This window comes from Streptomyces sp. NPDC006997 (assembly GCF_040635175.1).
Classification (GTDB): Bacteria; Actinomycetota; Actinomycetes; order Streptomycetales; family Streptomycetaceae; genus Streptomyces.
The window spans coordinates 174,401-192,333 of sequence record NZ_JBEYHH010000013.1 but is presented as its reverse complement, the minus strand read 5'-3'; the positions used below and the strand labels follow the sequence as shown (position 1 = coordinate 192,333).

General features: G+C 73.8%; 17 protein-coding genes and 1 pseudogene. 9 read left to right on the top strand and 9 right to left on the bottom strand.

What is annotated here, in order from left to right; all coding sequences use genetic code 11:
• The first annotated feature begins 2 nt into the window (after nucleotides 1–2).
• Together ABZ659_RS15650 and ABZ659_RS15645 are read left to right on the top strand one after the other, a co-directional pair.
• Nucleotides 3–533, top strand: coding sequence for an ATP-binding protein (locus ABZ659_RS15650; protein WP_360219015.1), 531 nt, complete (start codon nucleotides 3–5; stop codon nucleotides 531–533).
• Nucleotides 530–1,063, top strand: coding sequence for a DUF6624 domain-containing protein (locus ABZ659_RS15645; protein ID WP_360219012.1), 534 nt, complete (start codon nucleotides 530–532; stop codon nucleotides 1,061–1,063). Before ABZ659_RS15650 ends, ABZ659_RS15645 begins: the two co-directional genes overlap by 4 nt.
• 22 nt (nucleotides 1,064–1,085) lie before the next feature.
• On the opposite strand, the gene ABZ659_RS15640 is transcribed toward ABZ659_RS15645, so the two are convergent.
• Genes ABZ659_RS15640 through ABZ659_RS15630 form a run of 3 tightly spaced genes read right to left on the bottom strand, consistent with a single transcriptional unit; the run spans nucleotide 1,086 to nucleotide 2,672 of the window.
• Nucleotides 1,086–1,985: a hypothetical protein gene (locus ABZ659_RS15640; RefSeq protein WP_360219009.1), complete on the bottom strand. Its 900-nt coding sequence runs from the start codon at nucleotides 1,983–1,985 to the stop codon at nucleotides 1,086–1,088.
• Nucleotides 1,969–2,541, bottom strand: coding sequence for a sigma-70 family RNA polymerase sigma factor (locus ABZ659_RS15635; protein WP_360219006.1), 573 nt, complete (start codon nucleotides 2,539–2,541; stop codon nucleotides 1,969–1,971). Before ABZ659_RS15635 ends, ABZ659_RS15640 begins: the two co-directional genes overlap by 17 nt.
• Nucleotides 2,538–2,672 carry a hypothetical protein gene (locus ABZ659_RS15630; RefSeq protein WP_360219003.1) on the bottom strand — a complete coding sequence of 45 codons (135 nt, stop codon included), beginning with the start codon at nucleotides 2,670–2,672 and terminating at the stop codon, nucleotides 2,538–2,540. Before ABZ659_RS15630 ends, ABZ659_RS15635 begins: the two co-directional genes overlap by 4 nt.
• A 448-nt stretch (nucleotides 2,673–3,120) precedes the next feature.
• On the opposite strand from ABZ659_RS15630, the pseudogene ABZ659_RS15625 reads away from it, so the two are divergent.
• Nucleotides 3,121–3,447: pseudogene (locus tag ABZ659_RS15625) on the top strand (transposase); the annotation flags it as partial.
• A 38-nt stretch (nucleotides 3,448–3,485) separates the two neighbouring features.
• A complete protein-coding gene (locus ABZ659_RS15620) occupies nucleotides 3,486–4,523 on the top strand; it encodes an alpha/beta hydrolase-fold protein (RefSeq protein WP_360219000.1) in 1,038 nt (345 codons plus the stop codon).
• Between the two features lie 233 nt (nucleotides 4,524–4,756).
• Here the strand turns inward: ABZ659_RS15620 and ABZ659_RS15615 are convergent, their stop codons facing one another.
• Complete coding sequence (locus tag ABZ659_RS15615; RefSeq protein ID WP_360218997.1) at nucleotides 4,757–5,728, bottom strand: pirin family protein; 972 nt, start codon at nucleotides 5,726–5,728, stop codon at nucleotides 4,757–4,759.
• 116 nt (nucleotides 5,729–5,844) lie between these two features.
• Here ABZ659_RS15615 and ABZ659_RS15610 point away from each other — a divergent pair, with 116 nt between their 5' ends.
• Complete coding sequence (locus tag ABZ659_RS15610; RefSeq protein ID WP_360218994.1) at nucleotides 5,845–6,342, top strand: carboxymuconolactone decarboxylase family protein; 498 nt, start codon at nucleotides 5,845–5,847, stop codon at nucleotides 6,340–6,342.
• Nucleotides 6,343–6,425: 83 nt separating this feature from the next.
• Complete coding sequence (locus tag ABZ659_RS15605) at nucleotides 6,426–7,082, top strand: ATP-dependent endonuclease (RefSeq protein WP_360218991.1); 657 nt, start codon at nucleotides 6,426–6,428, stop codon at nucleotides 7,080–7,082.
• A 113-nt stretch (nucleotides 7,083–7,195) separates the two neighbouring features.
• Here the strand turns inward: ABZ659_RS15605 and ABZ659_RS15600 are convergent, their stop codons facing one another.
• The gene (locus tag ABZ659_RS15600) at nucleotides 7,196–9,349 is read right to left on the bottom strand and encodes a SpoIIE family protein phosphatase (RefSeq protein ID WP_360218988.1); all 2,154 of its coding nucleotides are present in this window, start codon (nucleotides 9,347–9,349) and stop codon (nucleotides 7,196–7,198) included.
• A gap of 290 nt (nucleotides 9,350–9,639) precedes the next feature.
• Between ABZ659_RS15600 and ABZ659_RS15595 the strand changes: the two genes are divergently transcribed.
• Both ABZ659_RS15595 and ABZ659_RS15590 read left to right on the top strand, forming a co-directional pair.
• Nucleotides 9,640–10,308, top strand: coding sequence for a DUF4389 domain-containing protein (locus tag ABZ659_RS15595; RefSeq protein WP_360218985.1), 669 nt, complete (start codon nucleotides 9,640–9,642; stop codon nucleotides 10,306–10,308).
• Nucleotides 10,309–10,491: 183 nt separating this feature from the next.
• Nucleotides 10,492–12,075 carry a hypothetical protein gene (locus ABZ659_RS15590; RefSeq protein WP_360218982.1) on the top strand — a complete coding sequence of 528 codons (1,584 nt, stop codon included), beginning with the start codon at nucleotides 10,492–10,494 and terminating at the stop codon, nucleotides 12,073–12,075.
• A gap of 18 nt (nucleotides 12,076–12,093) precedes the next feature.
• Here ABZ659_RS15590 and ABZ659_RS15585 read toward each other — a convergent pair whose 3' ends face one another.
• The 3 genes from ABZ659_RS15585 to ABZ659_RS15575 all read right to left on the bottom strand — a co-directional run bounded on the left by ABZ659_RS15585 (nucleotide 12,094) and on the right by ABZ659_RS15575 (nucleotide 15,065).
• Entirely contained in the window at nucleotides 12,094–13,260 is a 1,167-nt protein-coding gene (locus ABZ659_RS15585; RefSeq protein ID WP_360218979.1) for an aromatic ring-hydroxylating dioxygenase subunit alpha, read from the bottom strand.
• Between the two features lie 99 nt (nucleotides 13,261–13,359).
• Nucleotides 13,360–14,439: an ABC transporter substrate-binding protein gene (locus ABZ659_RS15580; protein ID WP_360218977.1), complete on the bottom strand. Its 1,080-nt coding sequence runs from the start codon at nucleotides 14,437–14,439 to the stop codon at nucleotides 13,360–13,362.
• The gene (locus ABZ659_RS15575; RefSeq protein ID WP_360218974.1) at nucleotides 14,436–15,065 is read right to left on the bottom strand and encodes a TetR/AcrR family transcriptional regulator; all 630 of its coding nucleotides are present in this window, start codon (nucleotides 15,063–15,065) and stop codon (nucleotides 14,436–14,438) included. Before ABZ659_RS15575 ends, ABZ659_RS15580 begins: the two co-directional genes overlap by 4 nt.
• A 136-nt stretch (nucleotides 15,066–15,201) precedes the next feature.
• Here ABZ659_RS15575 and ABZ659_RS15570 point away from each other — a divergent pair, with 136 nt between their 5' ends.
• Nucleotides 15,202–16,236 (top strand): aldo/keto reductase, encoded by a 1,035-nt coding sequence (locus ABZ659_RS15570; protein WP_360218971.1) that lies wholly within the window; start codon nucleotides 15,202–15,204, stop codon nucleotides 16,234–16,236.
• 52 nt (nucleotides 16,237–16,288) lie between these two features.
• Here the strand turns inward: ABZ659_RS15570 and ABZ659_RS15565 are convergent, their stop codons facing one another.
• Nucleotides 16,289–17,893, bottom strand: a complete 1,605-nt coding sequence (locus tag ABZ659_RS15565) for a glycoside hydrolase family 13 protein (RefSeq protein WP_360218968.1) — start codon at nucleotides 17,891–17,893, stop codon at nucleotides 16,289–16,291.
• Nucleotides 17,894–17,933 lie beyond the last annotated feature (40 nt).

Genomic DNA, 17,933 nt, shown 5'->3' with positions numbered 1-17,933 from the left:
CGATGACGGCATTCACCACGCGGCGCCACGGGCCGTCGCCCGCACCGGCCGGCGTCGAGGACGGGACGGCCACCGGGGCGTCGGCCCAGCGGACCCCGGCCGCCGAGCCCGCCGCCGCAGGTGAGGAGGTCCATCTGCACTCGACCGTCCCGGCCCGGCCCTCCTGGGCGACCGCCGTGCGGCGAACCGTCAGCGAACACCTCGCGGACCTGCGGCTGCACCCCGAACTGCTCGACAACGCTGTCCTGATGGCCGACGAACTGTTCGCCAACGCCGTCCGGCACGCGGGGCACGGCCCCGACGACACGGTCACCATCAGCATCGACGCCACCGAGCACACCCTGCGGGTGTCCGTGGCCGACGGCTCTCCCGTGCCACCGCGGTCGCGTTCGGCGAGCGAGACGGCCGAGTCCGGCCGCGGACTGGCCATCGTGAGCGCGCTGGCCGACGACTGGGGGGTGGCACCGCCCGACCCCGGCACCCCCGGCAAGAAGGTGTGGTTCGCCCTGGAGCGGCCGGGAGCGTTCTTATGACGGGGGACGGCGGCACGGCGCCGCCCATGCCCCCCGGCCTCGCCTCGGCGCTCGCCGCCGAACTGCTCCGCAGAGCCGACGAAGACCGTGAACTGATGCGTCAGGCGGAAACGGTCCCGCTACCGGCGCACCGGCACCGCATCACCCGGTGCCATCAGGACAACGCCGAGGCCCTCGCGACGATCGTCGACCGCCATGGCTGGCCCACCGCCGCGCTGGTCGGCGCGCCCGCCTCGACCGCGGCACTGATGATCCTGCTGCACGCCCCCGACCTCGGCTTCCGGCTCGGTTGCCGGGACCTCATCGCGCAGGCCGCGGCGGCCGGGCACTGCCCCGCCATCCACGTCGCGTACATCACCGACCACTGCGCCGTCGCCCAGGGCCATCCCCAGCTCTACGGCACCAGGATCGACCCGAAGAGCCTGCGCCCGTACCCCATCCGCCAGCCGCGGGACGTCGACGAGCGCCGCCGGGACGTCGGCCTGGGTCCGCTCCAGGAGCAGTTGGAGGCGCTGGGCCTCCCCCTCTGACAACCCGCCCGTACGGCCCGTCTCACCACACCACCTCGTGGGTGCGGCAGGGGATGCCCGAGGGGTCGCAGTCGGCGCACTTCTCGCAGTGCCGCCAGAACGCGCGCAGCGTCCGCCGACGGCGGAACTCGGCGGCGACGCTCCCGACGCGGTGCCGGTGGCCGAACGCGCTCCCGCTGTCGTGCCAGGCCCAGCCCGGGGCCGACGTCTCCGCCACGGGGCACAGCTGCGGCTCGTGGGGACGGCGTTCGGTCAGCGCGGTGATGCGGTCGGTGAAGTCGGGGTCGGGCAGGGGCAGGTCCAGGTCGTCGTCGACGTAGGCCACGGCCGCGGGTACGTAGTCGAGGGCCGCGTTGACCTGTGCCGTGCGGGCGGCCAGGTCGGGCGGCTGTGCCCACCGCGGAGCCCGCAGGGCGGTGGTGGACTCCGGCACCCCGCCGTCCGGTTCACGGCGGCCCACGGTGACGGCCGCGGCCTGGCGCCACCACCACTCCGCTTCCGGCCGCTCGCCGTGGGCCAGGTGGTGCAGGTACAGGCAGTAGGTCGCGGCGCTGTCACCGGCACCGGCGGCGTACTGCCACCAGAGCCGTGCGGAGTCCTCCCGCTCGGTGAGCTGGAGGACGCACCCCAGCACACGCGCCCCGGACGGCTCGGGCAGCGAGCGGGCCACGAAACGGCGCAGGCAGGTCAGGGCCCCGTCGCCCATGACGGCCGTCTCACACAGGGCGCTCAGGTCCTGCGCCGCGGCGTCCTGTTCCGGGACCGGCGCTATCTCGGGCTCCGGGTCGTCCCGCGTGGACTCCGCGCGCCGGGCGGCCGCCCGCGCGGCGACGCGGAGGGCCGCGGCGTTGACCTCCGCCAGGGTGTAGGGCTCGTTGACCAGCCGGGACCGGTCCAGCAACTGGTCAACGGGCGACGTCATCGGCTCGTCCTTCCTTGTCCAGCCCCAGGGTCTCGCGGAGGCGACAGCGCGCGTAGCGGGCGGTGGAGCGGACCGCCGCGGGGCTGATACCGAGGTGGTCGGCGGCCTCGCGGGCGGACTGCCCGTGCAGATAGAGCAGCACGACGACGTCCCGCTGCCGCTCGGGAAGGTCCTCGATCGCCCGCACGACGTTCAGGCTCTCCTCCAGCTGGCCTATGGGGTCGACCGCCTTGCGCAGCGCGGCCGTCTCGAAGACGGCGGTCTCGACCAGCGACTCGCGTCGGCCGCGGGCGCGGGCCACGTCGATGGTGCGGTGCTTCATCACCTGCCAGGCGTAGGCCGCCGGGTTCTCCTTGGCCAACACCTCCGGCCAGGTCGTGAGCAGTTGCTCGAAGGCCCAGTCGACGGCCTCCTCGGCGTCCGCCTTGTGCTTCAGGTACGTCTTCGCCCAGGCGACGTACGCCGGGCGGTGCATCCGGTGGAACGCTTCGAAGTCCAGCGGCAGGTCGGTCATCGGCGGGACGCCGGTCGGCGTTTCCGGGGTGCCCCGCCTCACGCCCGCCCGTCCCTCTGCTCGCCACGGCGCAGTTCGCTGATTCCCAGCCGCACCCCGGCCGCCGCGGCACGCCGCAGTATCGCCACCACGTCACGGCCCAACACCCGCACGGCGAGCAGCAAGAGGATCACCTCGTCAACTAACGGGAAACGCACCGGCTTCGCCTTCCGACAAGCACCCGGGCCCCCTCGGGCCCGGAAGGGCACGGTCTGCGCCCTCCGCCTCTGATGGCGCGCCGGAGTCCGCCATCGTGCACCCCGCCGGACCGCGATTCTCACCGGCTGAAACCGTTCGATTACGCCCGGGCGCCGCGCCCGATCCCGCGCCATCCCCTCGCGCTCGCCACCCCGCCACACCCGCCGGGCCCCACCTGCGCGAGGACGGATATGGTGACTGACGATCCGTCAGCGTTGATGTGACACACATCACGGCACGAGTGGACGGCAACCGAAAACGGCCCTACGCCCCGTTCGCAGTCCTTTGCGTGCGAACACGTGCTCGCCTCTCGTACAAGTGTTCCCGACCCACCGGGTGGGCTCGCGGTCGTAGAGCTTCCCGGCCCACACGAGCAAGCGGTACACGGGCGAGCTCAAGCGGGACGCGGTCGCGCTGGTCCACTCGTCGGGGAAGACGGTGACCGAGGTCGCCCGGCAGAACGGGGTGAGCCCGCAGGGCCTGCGGAACTGGGTGAACCAGGACAGGGCCGACCGTGGCCAGGAGGCGGTTCGCGGGCTGCCTGCCGGACCCGATCAGTCCGAGTCCCTCCGTGTCGAACACGGCCAGGACGACGCGCGGCACCCCAGGTGCCTCTTCTCGAAGACCCTGGGGGGTGAACTCCGGGACGGGTCAGGGGTGTGGCGGATGCCCCTGCGCTTGGCGCAGTACGAGACTCGGAAGGCAAACTGATGGTGCTCGGGGCTCCGGGCGTCGGAATGAGGTGGCCTATGAGTGCCTTTTCGTCGGGTCCGGGGCGGCGTCTGCTGTTGCGAGGTTCTCTGCTTCTCGCCATCGGCGCCGGTGGGGCCGGGCAGTCCGTCGCCCTGCCCCAGGCCGTCTCGGGCGGCGATGCGGAGGTGGTCGAGGAGACGTTCTCCGGACGGCGGACCGTCGATCTCGTGGTGCGTTCGGTCGCGCTCGCGCGTCCGGCCGGGGTGCGGCTCCTCACTCCCGAGAACTGGCATGCCCGGCGTCCCGTGCAGCGCTGGCCGGTGCTGCTCTTGCTGCCCGGCGGGGACGGCGATCATCTCGCGTGGACCCGGGACTACGGGATCCAGGACCTTCCCGCGTTGCGGCACACACTCGTGGTGATGCCTGAGATGCCGCTGTTCGGATTCTGCACGGATTGGTGGAACCACGGCGACGGCGGCCCTCCAGCTGTGGAGACGTTCCACCTGCGCGAGGTCCTCCCGCTCGTGGAGCGCTTCTACGGAGCCGGGACGAGGCGGGTGGTCGCCGGTCAGTCCCAGGGCGGGTTCGGCGCTGTGTCGTACACCGCGCGCCATCGGGGGATGTTCCGGGCGGCGGCGAGCTACAGCGGCTTCGTGCACCCGCTCCAGCACCCTCGCGCGGTACGGGCGGCGATGGACTACCTGGGCCTGGAGTGGACCGCGCTGTGGGGCGATCCGGTCCGGCAGCGCGCGATCTGGCAGGCTCACGACCCCGCGTACCTTGCCCACCGGCTCACCAGGATCCCCGTCTGGCTGTCCTGCGGCGACGGGCGGCTTGGCCCACTGGACCCGCCGGACACCCCTCCCGACGAGCACATCCCCGGCCTCGAAGACCCGGACGCGCCGTTCCCCGACGACGTCCTCTCACCAACCGAAGCGGTGATGCGTGAGGAGAACGAGGCCCTGGCACCCGTGCTCCGTGCTGCCGGGGCCCTGGTGACGACACGGTTCCACGCGGGAACCCACGATCCGGCCTACTGGTCGCGCGAGTTCCGGGCCTCGCTCACCACACTGCTACAAGCCCTCCGGCCTTAGGTCTGCCCTAGGTGTTCTGTCCACGGAGGTTGGTGACAGCGCTCACTGACGTGTGATCTTCAGCGTGTGCTCGGCTAGAGCCGCTCGCAGTCGCCCAAACAATGAAAATCGCAGGCAGCTTCGGAGGCACGTATGCAGTTGGAGCCGACGCGGGCCCGCCGGGATTCGCGCGTTCCCGGACAGGCGCAGCAGCGATCTTGTCTTGTCGACGTACGGCGCGCCGTGTTCGCGGGTCAGCGTGCCCTTCCGCGCGGCCTCAAGGGGACGTTCGGCAGTTCCGGCGCGGGCAGTGGAGCGCCGTCGTATCCGTGCACCTCGCCGAAGCGGTCGCCCTTCATCCAGTCCTCGCGAGCCTGCACGATCTCGGCATGCGACCGTCCGATGAAGTTCCACCACATGATGATCTCCTCGCCGAAGGGCGGTCCGCCCAGGAGGACCAGCCGGGCGGTCCCCGGACCGTCGTTCACGATCGTGAGCGCCCGGTGTCCCGGGGCGGTGTAGCCCAGGGCGGCCGGTTCGACGGTGGTGCCGTTGAGGCGGACGTCGCCGGTGTCGACGAGGAGGCCGTGCTCGAAGTCCGGGTCGACGTCGAGGGTCAGCGTCGCGCCCGGGGCGACCGACACCTCGGCGCCGAGGAGCGGCGTGAAGGTGCGGACCGGGGACGTGTCCCCGGCGAGGGTGCCGAGGAAGACCCGGGCCTCACCACCGTCCAACCGCACCGGGGACGGCACGTGGTGCTGGAAGTCCCGTGCGGTGCCGCGGTGTTCGTCGGGCAGCGCGACCCACAGCTGCACGCCGTGCAGGACGGTGGTGTCGGGGGTGGACACCTCGGAGTGGGCGATGCCGTGGCCGCCCGTCATGAGGTTGAGTTCGCCGGGGCGGACCAGGACGTGGCTGCCGAGGCTGTCGCGGTGTTCGATCTCACCGCTGAACAGCCAGCTCACGGTCTGCAGCCCGGTGTGCGGGTGCGGGGCGACGTCCATCCCACCGGTGCTGCCGACGTCGTCGGGGCCGTAGTGGTCGGCGAAGCACCAGGCGCCGATCAGCGAGCGGGCGCGCTGCGGGAGGGTGCGCCGTACCGGCATCGCGCGGGGGCCGCCGAGGGGGACCTGCCGGGCCGTGAGGACCTGGACGGTGGACGGCTGCCCGGCGCCGGACGCTTCGCCGCACTTCAGCTCGGCGGGGTGGGTCTCGGTGTTGCTCACGGGGTGTCCTCCCAGCAGCTGGCTGTTCGATATTCAACATTTTATGGGGTCGAGGTGATGATATGTCGGTGGGCGGGTGATCACTCGTCGAAGGAGACCGGGTCGAAGGAGATCATGTGACAGAGACGGCGCCGACGCGACCGCACGAGCGGGTCTACGTCGACAAGCAGAGCCCCGGGGCGTACCGCGCGCTGACCGCCACGTCGGAGGCGGTACGACGGGAGGCGGCGGACGCCGGGCTCGACCGGATCCTCGTCGAACTGGTCAACCTCCGTGTCTCCCAGCTCAACGCCTGCGCGTTCTGCCTGGACCTGCACACCCGGGCGGCGCTGCGGGCGGGCGAGTCCACCCGGCGGCTGGCCGTGCTGGCCGCCTGGCGCGACACGGAACTGTTCAGCCCCCGGGAACGCGCGGCCCTCGCGCTCGCCGAGGCCACCACCCATCCCGCCGACGCCGCCGCGCAGACCGCCGCCTACGCCGACGCCCGTGCCGCGCTGACCGACGACGAGATCTCCGCGGTCATCTGGGTGGCGATCACCATGAACGCCTTCAACCGGGTCTCCGTCATGAGCAAGCACCCGGTGCGGGGCGAGGGCGCGGCCCCGCCGCGGTGACCCCCCACGGGCCCGGGGCCCCGGAAACCCGGGTGCGGTCGGCGTCCCGGCCGTGCCAGGATGACGGGGAAAGCGAGGTCTGCGTGGACGAGTTGGGGCGGTTCCGTCAGGCGCTGGTCGCCTGGGCGGCCGGTGGGACCGGAGCGGGCGCCGCCGCCGCGCGGGCGCGGGAGCTGGCCGGTCGCGGGGTGCGCACGGTCGTCCTCGTCGAAGGCGGCAGCGACCAGGCCGCGCTGGAGGCGCTGGCCGCGCGCCACGGCCGGGACCTCGCCGCGGAGGGCGTCGTGGTGGTGCCGCTCGGCGGCGCGACGAACATCGGGCGCTTCCTGGACGTGTGCGGTCCCGCGGGCCTCGGGCTTCCGCTGGCCGGGCTCTACGACATCGGCGAGGAGCGGCACTTCCGGCGCCACCTGGAGCGGGTCGGGCTCGGTTCCGGGCTCACGCAGGCCCAGTTGGAGGGGCTCGGGTTCCATGTGTGCGTCGCCGACCTGGAGGACGAGCTGATCCGCGCCGTCGGCGCCGAGGGCGTCCAGGACGTCATCGAGGCGCAGGGCGAGACGCGGCCCTTCCACACCTTCCAGAACCAGCCCGCCCAGCGGCAACGGCCCGTGGAGCACCAGCTGCGGCGCTTCCTGGGCACGCACAGCGGCCGCAAGGCGCTCTACGCGCGGGCCCTGGTCAGCCGGTTGGACCTGGGGCACGTCCCCCTGCCGCTGGAACGGCTGCTCACCCACGTCTGAGGCGCCGTGCCTGGCCAGGCGCATCGCCCAGTCCACACCGGGCCAGAAGGCCCTCACCCATTTCAAGATCACACGCCGGTGACCGCTGTCACCAACCTCCGTGGACAGAACGCCTAGGGCACGCGCTGCAGGACGAGCAGGGCGACGTCGTCCGTGCGCTGCCGGGTGGCGCTGGCCTTCTCCAGCAGGCCGTCGATCAGCTGGTCCAGGTCCGTGTGGTCGGTGTGGGCGAGGTGGTCGGCGAGCGCGGCGATGGAGTCGTCGAGGTCGACGCCGGGGGTCTCCACGAGTCCGTCCGTGTAGAGGGCGAGCAGCGTCCCCGGGGCCAGTGGGACCTCCGTCAGCGGGAAGTCGGCGTCGGGGTCGACACCGAGGAGCGGTCCCGGCGGCATGACGAGGGGCCGGGTGTCGCCGTCGGGCAGCCGTAGCAGCGGGGGCGGGTGACCGGCGCTGGCCAGCGTCACGCGTCCGCGCGCGAAGTCGAGGTGGGCGTAGAGGCAGCTGGTGAAGAGGTCCACGCCGAGGTCGGTCAGCAGCCGGTTGGCCGCGGCGAGGACCCGCGCGGGCGAGGTGCCGAGGGCGGCGTGGGCGTGGACGGCGGTGCGCACCTGCCCCATGAGGGCGGCGGCGGCCACGTTGTGGCCCTGGACGTCCCCGATGACGACCGCGGCGGCGGTGTCGCCGAGCCGGATGACGTCGTAGAAGTCGCCGCCGATGTCCATGCCGCGGGTGGCGGGCAGATAGCGGGCGGCGACCTTCAGGCCGGTCACCTCCGGCAGTACGTGCGGCAGCAGCGCCTGTTGCAACCCGTGGGCGAGGGCGTGCTTGGTGTCGTAGAGGCGGGCCCGGTCGAGCGCCTGGGCGATGAGCCCGGCGAGCGAGGTCAGGACGGCGCGTTCCTCGGCGGGGAACTCCCGGGGGTGGTCGTAGGACAGGACGCAGCAGCCGATGGGCTCGCCGGAAATGATCAGCGGCAGGAAGGCCCAGGCCTGTTTGTCGCCGCTGGCTCCCGGGGCCTGCGGGTAGAGGCGGCTCAGCTCCGCCGTGCTGGCGAAGAACGCGGGGATGCCGCTGGCGAGGGTGCGTCCGGCCGGGGTGAGGTCGGTGTCGACGGGGAGTCCGTCGAGGTGTTCGACGGCCTCGGGCGTGTAGCCGCGGTGGCCGGTGATCCACAGGCGACCCGCGTCGGCGATGGAGAGGACCAGGCCCTGCGCGCCGAAGGCGGGCATGATCTGGTCGGCGATCAGTTCGATGACGTCCTGCACGCCGACGACCTCGGTCAGCGCGGAGGCCAGGTGCACGAGCTGGTAGAGCTGCCCCGCACGGGCCGGGACGGCGGCGTCCGTGCCCCGCGCCCCGACCACCCCTCGCGCGGCCTCCCCCGCCTCGCGCGGCGCCGTCAGCAGTCGCGGCAGGACGCCGATGGGTGCCATCCGTACGCTGATGCCGCTGGAGTCGGGGAAGAGGTGGAACTCCAGCCACTGGTCGGGGGGCCGGCAGGCGGTGAACGACACGGGTTCGCGGCTGATGACGGCAGCCCGGTAGCGGTCCTCGTAGAGGGGGTCGTCGAGCCAGCGCACGGACTGCCACGGCAGGGTGCCCAGCAGCTCACCGGCCTCGCGGCCGAGCAGTTCGCAGGCGCCTGAGCTGACGTAGGTGAAGTGTCCCTCCAGGTCCAGCGCGCAGCTGCCGCCCGGCAGGCGCTCCACGAAGTCGGCCGCGGCCAGCGCCGGGCTGACGGCCGGGTGGGCGGTGGCCGGGGCGACGACGCGTGGACCGGTGGCGGACCACCGGGGCGGGCCCGGCTCGGGGGCCTCCTCCAGCAGCCGGGCGAGGCGGCGGCAGCGGGACATGATGTGACCGCGTTCCCTGCCGGTCATGTACGGCGGCCGGGCGGCGGGCCAGAGCAGGAGGAGCGCGCCCCAGCGCCGGATGCCGGAGACCGGTGCGGCGGCCATCGTCAGCGGGTAGGGCAGCGCCATCGCGGTGCGCGGGTAGCGGTGGGCGATCTCCTCCTGGCCGCCCAGCCAGATCAGCCGGTTCTCGCGGACGGCGTCGGCCACCGGTGCCGGGGCGGTCAGCGACACCCGCGCCCAGGGCGCGGCCAGCTCGACCGAGGCCCCGCTGAGGACTTCGAGGCGCAGGAGCTGCTGGTCGGCGTCGAGGAGGTACAGGACGCCGATGGACGCGCCGGTGCGGCGGACCGTCTCCGCGAACGCGGCGTCCAGCGCGTCCCGCGCGGGTGTCGCGTCGCCCGTGCTGGTCACCCGGCACCTCCAGGGTCGCGGGCGGGGGCCCGGACGGCCGCGCACGCGCTCCGCGCCTACCCGGCCTCTCCCATAGGGCGACGCTACGCCTCCGCGGCAGACGGGGCACGTCGTCCCGGGCGGCGCCGACCCGGCTGGCGTGGACGAAGGCGCGTCCGGGTCCCGGCCGGGAGGAAGAGAGGGAGGGCTGTCCGGCCCCCTTCCCGGTGCCCGGACAGCCCCTGGCGGCGGTGGGGCGACCGGCGAATGCTGGAAGGAGGGACAGCCCCACGCCCGAAGGGAGGGGTCCCGTGAACACCAAGACCGTGCCCCCGGCGGCACCGCGCGTCCACCCGGCCCGGCTGACCGCGGCGCTCGACGAACCGCTGAACCGCTGGCTGTGGCTGGTGAAGTGGCTGCTCGTCGTCCCGCACTACGTCATCCTGCTGTTCCTGTGGGTGGCGTTCGTGGCGACGAGTGTGGTGGCCTTCTTCGCGATCCTCTTCACCGGCCGCTACCCCCGGCCGCTGTTCGACTTCAACACCGGCGTGCTGCGGTGGAGCTGGCGCGTCGCCTACTACGCGTACGGCGCCCTGGGCACCGACCGCTACCCGCCGTTCACCCTCGCCGACGTCCCCGACTACCCGGCCCACTGGGACCTGGAGTACCCGGGGACGCTGTCGCGGGGGCTCGTGCTGGTGAAGTGGTGGCTGCTGGCGATCCCGCACTACGTGGTCCTGGGCTTCCTGGTCGGCGGTGCCGGCGAGGTCTGGCTGTCCTGCGGCCTGATCGGGCTGCTCGTCCTCTTCGCGGGCGTCGCCCTGGCCGTCACCGGACGCTATCCGCGCAGCCTGTTCGACCTGGTGCTCGGGTTGGACCGCTGGGTGCTGCGGGTGGCCGCCTACGCCGCCCTCCTCACCGACGTCTACCCGCCCTTCCGCCTCGACCAGGGCGGCGAGGAGCCCGGCACGGTGTCCTGAGGACTGTCAGGCTCCCGTCACGAATGCCACGGGTGCGTCGCACGGGTCACCGGTGGGCGGCGGCCCGGAGGCGGCTCGGCACGGGGGTGGACCTCGCGCTGTCAGCCGGGTTGGCCTGGCCGTACACTGCCCATCCACGGGGGCGTGGGCGCGTATGACAGCAGTTGACCGGGGGGAGCCACCATGTCAGGGAACCCGTACGACGGGGGCAGTGGATACGTCGTGCCGCCGATACCGCCGATACCGCCGATGCCGCCGGGCCCGCCGCCCGCGCCGCCGGACGGGCTGCGCGCCCTGGCCGTCGCCCTGCTGAACCTCAGCGGCCTCGGTCTCGGCTACGCGCTGGCGCGCCGCTGGCTCGCGACCGCCGTGTGCTGGGCGGCCACCGCCGTCCTGCTGTTCGTGGCGCTCCCCGCCGACGCGGACGGCGTCCCGTCCCTCGCGCTCGGCTGCTACCTCGCGTTCCTGGTGCTGGCGGCCGTCCACGGGGCGGTGACCGGTCTGCGCAGGCCGCTGGTGTGGCCGGGGAACCGACCCGTCGCGCTGGTGCTCGGCGTGGCCCTGCTCGCCGTGCCGGCCGGTGGCGCCGTGCTGTACGACGACGCGCGCGACGAGGCCGTCGAGCGGATGCTGCTGGAGCGGCTGGCGGAGGCGGACCGGTTGGTGGCGGCGGCCGGGAAGCAGTCCTGGAGCAGCGCCGAGCCCGACTACCGCGAGGCGCTGGCCGCCTACCGCGACCTCAGCACCGAGCACGGCGGCTCCCGCGCGGCCCGGCAGGTCCCGGACCGGATGCGGACGTACTACTCGACGGTCGGCGCGGCGTACGAGGACGAGGACTACTGTCGCGCCGTCGAACCCCTGAAGTACTTGCGCGACGTGCCGGACCGGATGCCCGACGACGACCTCGGTCCGCTGGTGACCTGGCCCGACGACCGGCTGGCCACCTCGCTGTACGAGTGCGGCGCGGGCAGGCTGACGGGCGGGCAGTCCGACTGGACGACGTCGTTCGGCCAGCTGCTGAGCACGTTCCCGGAGTCGGAGCAGGCCGGGAAGGTGGCGCCCGCCGTGAAGTCCGCGGTCGACGGCGCCGCGAAGGGCCTGCGCGGCGACGAGCCCTGCGCCGCCATGGAGGACCTGCGGTCCCTGAGTTCCCGTATCTCCGAGCTGTCGGACAACGCGAGCACCACGGAGCAGGCGCTCAGCGAGGAGGCCGACCGGGCCGACGGGCGGGCCGACTCGGGCGCCTACGCGTGCGGCATCGACCAGTACCGGGACGGTGACTTCGAGGACGCGCAGGCCACGATGGAACAGTTCGTGGCCGACAACAAGAACGACAAGAACCGCGACCGGGCGCGGAAGGTCGCCATCGCGGCGGAGGTCGCCCAGACGGTTCCGGCCGCCGGGAAGCGGCTGCCGACGACCGCGTCCGGCGGCAGCATCTCGGTCACCGTCAAGAACGACAGCCCCGACGAGATCCGCGTCCTCTACACGGGCCCCGTCACCGGCAGCTTCACCCTCAAGGCGTGCGGCGGCTGTGACGCGTACCCGCTGGCCAGCACCATCGGCGGCGTCTTCAAGCCGTGCAGCGACAGCGGCAGGAACTACCCGCAGAAGACGATCAGCCTGCCGGTCGGCACCACGTACTTCGTGCACAAGCCGCTCGGCGACAGCCTCTCGTCGCCCGCCTCGGACACCGCGAAGCTGGAGTCGGGGTACGTCTACACGGAGTGCGCCTACACGACGGAGTCCCTCGGCACGGGGCTGTGACCCGCGCCCGCTGACCCGTCAGGGGGTCTGACCGCAGCCGCCCGGACCGGTGCCGCACGCGCCGGGCCGGGCGTCCAGCGGGACGCCGTTGGCGCGCAGCACGCCGCGGAGGTCCAGGATCAGCGGAAACACCTCGTGGTTGTGGTCCCCGCCCTGCTCGTCCCACGCCCGCTGCTCCGCCTCGACGGCCATCCGGTCCTCGGCGAACACCCGCTCGGTGAAGCGGCGGATGAGCGGCCACGCCAGGGCGAGGGCGCCGGGCACCCGGGGTCTGGCGATCATCAGCAGTCCGTAGGCCCGGGAGCGGCGCTGTTCGGCGTCCTCGGGGACGTACGCGGTCCAGAGCCGGAAGGCGGGGCGCTCGGCGCCCTCGGGCACCAGGTCGAGGGTCTGGTACGGGTACTCGGTGCGGATGGTCAGGACGTCGCCGGAGTCGCTGCCGCGGACGCCCCCGGCGGCGAGCAGGCTGGCGCCGCGGTCGGTCCGGCCCCCGGTGTGGGTGAAGAGGTAGCGGGCCTCGACCGACGTCGCGCCGGTCCGGTAGCCCAGCAGCTCGGGGTGGATCCTGCCGACCACGCCGCGGTGCAGGAACTGGTGGTTCATGTCGAGCAGGTTCTCGTGCAGGAAGGAGTAGTGGCAGCGGACCGTCCGGGAGAACGTCATGGTCCGGTGCGCCGGCGAGTGGAAGGCGGGCAACCAGGGCGGCTCGGTGGCCTCCGCCTTCGCCGGGTCGCCGGGGAAGACGAACACCAGGCCGTACGCCTCGCGGACGGGGTAGCCGCGCACCCCGCGCGGCGGCCGGGCGTCGCCCTTGGCCAGGTAGGGGATCTGCGAGATCCGGCCGTCGCCGCGGTACGCCCAGGCGTGGTAGCAGCAGCGGAGGGTCTCGCCCTCCACGACGCCCATGCTCAGCGGCACCTGCCGGTGGGCGCACCGGTCCTCCAGCGCGTGGACGACGCCGCTCTCCGTGCGGAACAGGGCGATGCGCTCCCCGGCGAACACGGCCGCCCGTACCCGTCCGTGGCGCACGCTCCGCGACCGGGCGAGGGGGTACCAGTGGTCCGGGTCCAGGCCGACCCGCCGCAGGTCGGCCGCGCCGGACTCGGGGTCGCGGCGCGGCGCGGGCCGACCGCTCCCGGCGTCGGTGACGGTCCCGGCGGCCCCGTCGGGCTCGGTCTCGGCCATGACTCGCTCCCTCGCGTGTGGGGACAGCACCCCCACCCTGCGGGCCGCGCCCGCCCCGCGCCCCGTCGAGCACCTCCGGACGGGTGAGTCGCGCCCCTTTCAGCCGACGTGCAGGACGCGGTAGCGGTCGGGCGCCGCCGGGTCCCGGTCCACGACCTGGACGGGCGTCCCGGCCCACTGCCAGACGCCGCTGCCCGGTGGGCGCGAGAACGCGATCCGCCCGCGGGTGCCGTCCACGGCGACCGACGGCCAGGCTTCCGCGACCCGCGTCCGTTCCGTGCCGTGGGAGCGCAGCACCTCGGCGAGTACGGCGATCGTGTCGTACCCCTCGAAGGCGACGAACGAGGGGGCCGCGCCGAGCCGTTCCCGCAGGTCCGTCGCGACGCGGGCGCCGAGCGGGGTGAGGTGGTCGGGCAGGTAGCGCAGGAACGGGATCCCGGCGCCGTCCGCGCCCAGTTCCGTCGCCCAGGCCGCGAACTCCGGCTGCCCGGCCGGAGCGCCGACCAGGACCTCGGCGAGGCGCGGGTCCCGCCGTACGGCCCGCACGAGCGGCACCGCGGGCTCCGGGTGGCCGACCAGGAGGAGCAGGGCGGTCGCGCGGTGGGCGAGGAGCGCGTCGCGGACGGCGGCGGGGGTGAGCGCGGTCGTGTCGAGTGCGGTGACGGTGCCGCCGTGCCGGGTCAGGTGCTCCCGCAGGAGGCGGGTGCCGGACTCCCAGTAGACGCTCGGCTGGGTGGCCACGGCGATCCGGCGGTGGCCCGCGGTGAGCAGGAAGTCGGCGTAGGTCCGCCAGCCGCGGGACTGCGGCGGGCAGAGGCGCGCGACCCACCGCGTCGGCCGCTCGGTGAGCGTGTCGAGCACCGCGGAGGAGCAGAGGTAGGGCAGCCCGAGGGCGTCGGCCCTGGTGGCGGCGGAGCGGGCGACGACGCTGTGGTACTCCCCCGCCAGCGCGGTCACGCCCAGGGCGGCCAGCTCGTCGACGGCCGCCACGGCCCGTCCCGGGTCGGCCGCGGTGTCCCGCACCAGCAGTTCGAGGGGCCGTCCGGCGATCCCGTCCGCCGCGTTGACGTCGTGGACGGCCCGTTCGAGTCCGGCGAGCAGGTGGTGGCCCGCCTCGGTCCAGCCGGGGCGGGTGAGTGGGGCGAGGGCGCCGACGCGGACCGGCGCGGGCGTGCTCATGCGGTGTCCGTCCGGTGCGGGCGGCGTACGTACACCCCGGCCCTGGCCGCCGCCGCGGCGGCCTCGGCGGCGCGGTCGGCGGTGGCCTCGTCCAGGGGGGCGCCGGTGGTGAGGAGCCGGTAGTACAGGGGTGCGGAGACGGCGCGGATCACCTCGCGGGCGTCGGTGCCCTCGGGGGCCTCGCCGCGGACGACGGCCTGCTGGACGCAGGGCGCCCACTCCGCGACCCGGATCTCGTAGAAGCGGTGCAGGGCCTCGGCGGTCCTGGCCTCGCAGGTGGCGGCGGCGATGACGGCCTTGAACAGGGCGCCCTGCCGGGGGTCGGCCAGGGTGCGCCGTACGAGTCGGGCGTTGGCCCTGAGGTCGCCGAGCAGGGAGCCGGTCTCGGTGCGGGGCAGCGACTGTTCGGCCATGTCGGTCAGCAGGTCGGCGACGAGGCCGGTGACCGTGCCCCAGCGCCGGTAGACGGTCGTCTTGCCGACGTCGGCGCGGCGCGCGATGTCGGCGAGGTCCAGCCGGGCGAAGCCGCCCTCGGCCAGGGTGTCACCGGCCGCCTGGAGCACCGCGGCGCGCACCCGCGCCGTGCGCCCGCCGGGCCGGACGGTCCCCGGTTCCGTATCTCCCACTGCCCCTCACTCCCGGGTCCGTAACGGGACCCCAGTTTCGTTTACGGTCAACTCCTGCTAAGTTTCCCAGGGAACACCTTAACGGAACCACAGGTCCGTTAGTACCCCCTGTCAATGAGCAGACCGAGGAGTGGTCATGGAATACAGACGGCTGGGCACGTCCGGGCTCAAGGTGCCCGCGCTGAGCTTCGGCGCCGGGACCTTCGGCGGCCGGGGACCGCTGTTCGGCGCCTGGGGCACCACCGACGTGCGCGAGGCGCGGCGGCTCGTCGACATCTGCCTGGACGCCGGGATCACCATGTTCGACACCGCGGACGTCTACTCCGGGGGTGCCTCCGAGGAGGTGCTGGGCGCCGCGCTCAAGGGGCGCCGGGACCAGGTGCTCGTCTCCACCAAGACCAGCCTGCCCACGGGCGACGGGCCGAACGACGCGGGCTCCTCGCGGTCCCGGCTGATCCGCGCCTGCGAGGACGCGCTGCGCAGGCTCGGCACCGACCACATCGACCTGTTCCAGCTGCACGCCTTCGACGCCGGGACACCGGTCGAGGAGGTGCTGGCCACGCTGGACGACCTGGTGCGCGCGGGGAAGGTCCGCTACCTCGGCGTCTCCAACTTCTCCGGCTGGCAGACGATGAAGTCCCTGGCGGTCGCGGAGCGGTACGGGCGTCCGCGCTACGTCGCCCACCAGGTCTACTACTCCCTGGTCGGCCGGGACTACGAGTGGGAGCTGATGCCCCTCGGGCTCGACCAGGGCCTCGGCGCGGTCGTGTGGAGCCCGCTGGGCTGGGGCCGGCTCACCGGCAAGGTGCGCCGGGGCCGGCCGCTGCCGGTCGGCAGCCGACTGCACGCCACCGCCGACTACGGCCCGCCGGTCGAGGACGCGCACCTGTACCGGGTGGTCGACGCCCTCGACGAGATCGCCGGGGAGACCGGCCGGGCCGTCCCGCAGATCGCCCTGAACTGGCTGCTCCGGCGGCCGACCGTCTCCTCCGTCATCATCGGCGCCCGCAACGAGGAGCAGCTCCGGCAGAACCTCGGCGCCGTGGGCTGGGCGCTGACGCCGGAGCAGGTGGCGCGGCTCGACGCGGCGAGCGCCAGGCCCGCGCCGTACCCGCACTTCCCCTACCAGCGCCAGGAGGGCTTCGCCCGGCTCAGCCCGCCGGTGGTCTGAGGCGTCGGTCCGGGCGGCGGCGGGCGGTGCCCGGACCGGCGGGCGGGTCCGGTCAGACGCGCAGCCAGACCGCCGTGTCCCGCGGCAGCAGCCCGTCCGGACCGAGCGGACCGCTGGTCAGCAGCACGCGCTGGTGGGCGGGGAGGGCCGTCGGGCGGTCCGCGAGGTTGACGACGCAGACCAGGCCGTCGCCGCGGGCGAAGGCCAGGACGCCGTCGTCGGACGGCAGCCAGGTCAGCGGGCCGTCACCGAAGCCCCGGCCGGAGCGGCGCAGCGTCAGCGCCTCCCGGTAGAGCGCCAGCATGGAGCCCGGGTCGGCGCACTGCCGGTCCACGGCGTACGCGGCCCAGTCGGCGGGTTGCGGCAGCCAGGTCTGCGCCGCCGGGGAGAAGCCGTACGACGGCGCCTCCGCCGTCCAGGGCAACGGCACCCGGCAGCCGTCCCGGCCGGGGTCGGTGCCCCCGGAGCGGAAGTGCATGGGGTCCTCGATGCGGTCCAGCGGTATCTCCACCTCGGGCAGGCCCAGTTCCTCGCCCTGGTACAGGTACACCGAGCCGGGCAGGGCGAGGGTGAGCAGGGCGGCGGCGCGGGCGCGGCGGGTGCCGAGCGCCAGGTCGGTGGGGGTGCCGAAGGCCTTCGTGGCGAAGTCGAAGGCGGTGTCGGTACGGCCGTAGCGGGTGACCGTGCGGGTGACGTCGTGGTTGCACAGCACCCAGGTGGCGGGGGCGCCCACGGGGGCGTGTTCGGCGAGGGTGGCGTCGATGGCGCCGCGCAGTCTCCCGGCCTCCCAGGGGCAGGTGAGGAAGGTGAAGTTGAAGGCGGTGTGGAGTTCGTCGGGGCGTAGGTAGCGGGCGAAGCGTTCGGCGTCGGGGAGCCAGACCTCGCCGACGAACATGGCGCCGTACGCGTCGGCGATGGACCGCCAGGCGCGGTAGATGTCGTGGAGTCCGTCCTGGTCGATGTAGGGGTGGGGGTCCACCCCCTCCTGGAAGTCGGCGAGCGCGGGGTCCTTGACGAGCAGGGCGGCGGAGTCGACGCGGACGCCCGCGACGCCGCGCTCGAACCAGAAGCGCAGGACGTCCTCGTGTTCCTGGCGGACCGCCGGGTGCGCCCAGTTGAGGTCGGGCTGCTCGGGGGTGAACAGGTGGAGGTACCACTCGCCGTCGGGAACGCGGGTCCAGGTGCGGCCGGAGAACTGCGACGGCCAGTCGTTGGGCGGGAGTTCGCCCTGCGCGCCGCGGCCGGGCCGGAAGTGGAACAGCTCTCTTTCGGGGCTGCCGGGGCCCGCCTCCAGGGCGGCGCGGAACCAGCGGTGCTGGTCGGAGACGTGGTTGGGGACGATGTCGACGATGACGCGGATGCCGAGTCCGGCGGCCTCGGCGATGAGCTTCTCGGCCTCGGCGAGGGTGCCGAAGGCGGGGTCGATCACGCGGTAGTCGGCGACGTCGTAGCCGCCGTCGACCAGGGGCGAGGCGTACCAGGGGGTGAACCAGACGGCGTCGACGCCGAGTTCCGCGAGGTAGGGCAGTCTCGCCCGGACCCCCGCGAGGTCCCCGGTGCCGTCGCCGTCGCCGTCGGCGAAGCTGCGGGGGTACACCTGGTAGATGACGGCGTCGCGCCACCAGTCGTCGGTGCGGGGCGAGTGAGGGGCTGCCACGTGTGGGTCCTTTCGGGCAGGGTGGGTCGTCGGATGGACT

Coding starts and splice junctions, on each gene's coding strand:
- ABZ659_RS15650 (WP_360219015.1), top strand. CDS start 3: ATGACGGCATTCACCACGCGGCGCCACGGGCCGTCGCCCGCACCGGCC.
- ABZ659_RS15645 (WP_360219012.1), top strand. CDS start 530: ATGACGGGGGACGGCGGCACGGCGCCGCCCATGCCCCCCGGCCTCGCC.
- ABZ659_RS15640 (WP_360219009.1), bottom strand. CDS start 1,985: ATGACGTCGCCCGTTGACCAGTTGCTGGACCGGTCCCGGCTGGTCAAC.
- ABZ659_RS15620 (WP_360219000.1), top strand. CDS start 3,486: ATGAGTGCCTTTTCGTCGGGTCCGGGGCGGCGTCTGCTGTTGCGAGGT.
- ABZ659_RS15590 (WP_360218982.1), top strand. CDS start 10,492: ATGTCAGGGAACCCGTACGACGGGGGCAGTGGATACGTCGTGCCGCCG.
- ABZ659_RS15585 (WP_360218979.1), bottom strand. CDS start 13,260: ATGGCCGAGACCGAGCCCGACGGGGCCGCCGGGACCGTCACCGACGCC.
- ABZ659_RS15580 (WP_360218977.1), bottom strand. CDS start 14,439: ATGAGCACGCCCGCGCCGGTCCGCGTCGGCGCCCTCGCCCCACTCACC.
- ABZ659_RS15570 (WP_360218971.1), top strand. CDS start 15,202: ATGGAATACAGACGGCTGGGCACGTCCGGGCTCAAGGTGCCCGCGCTG.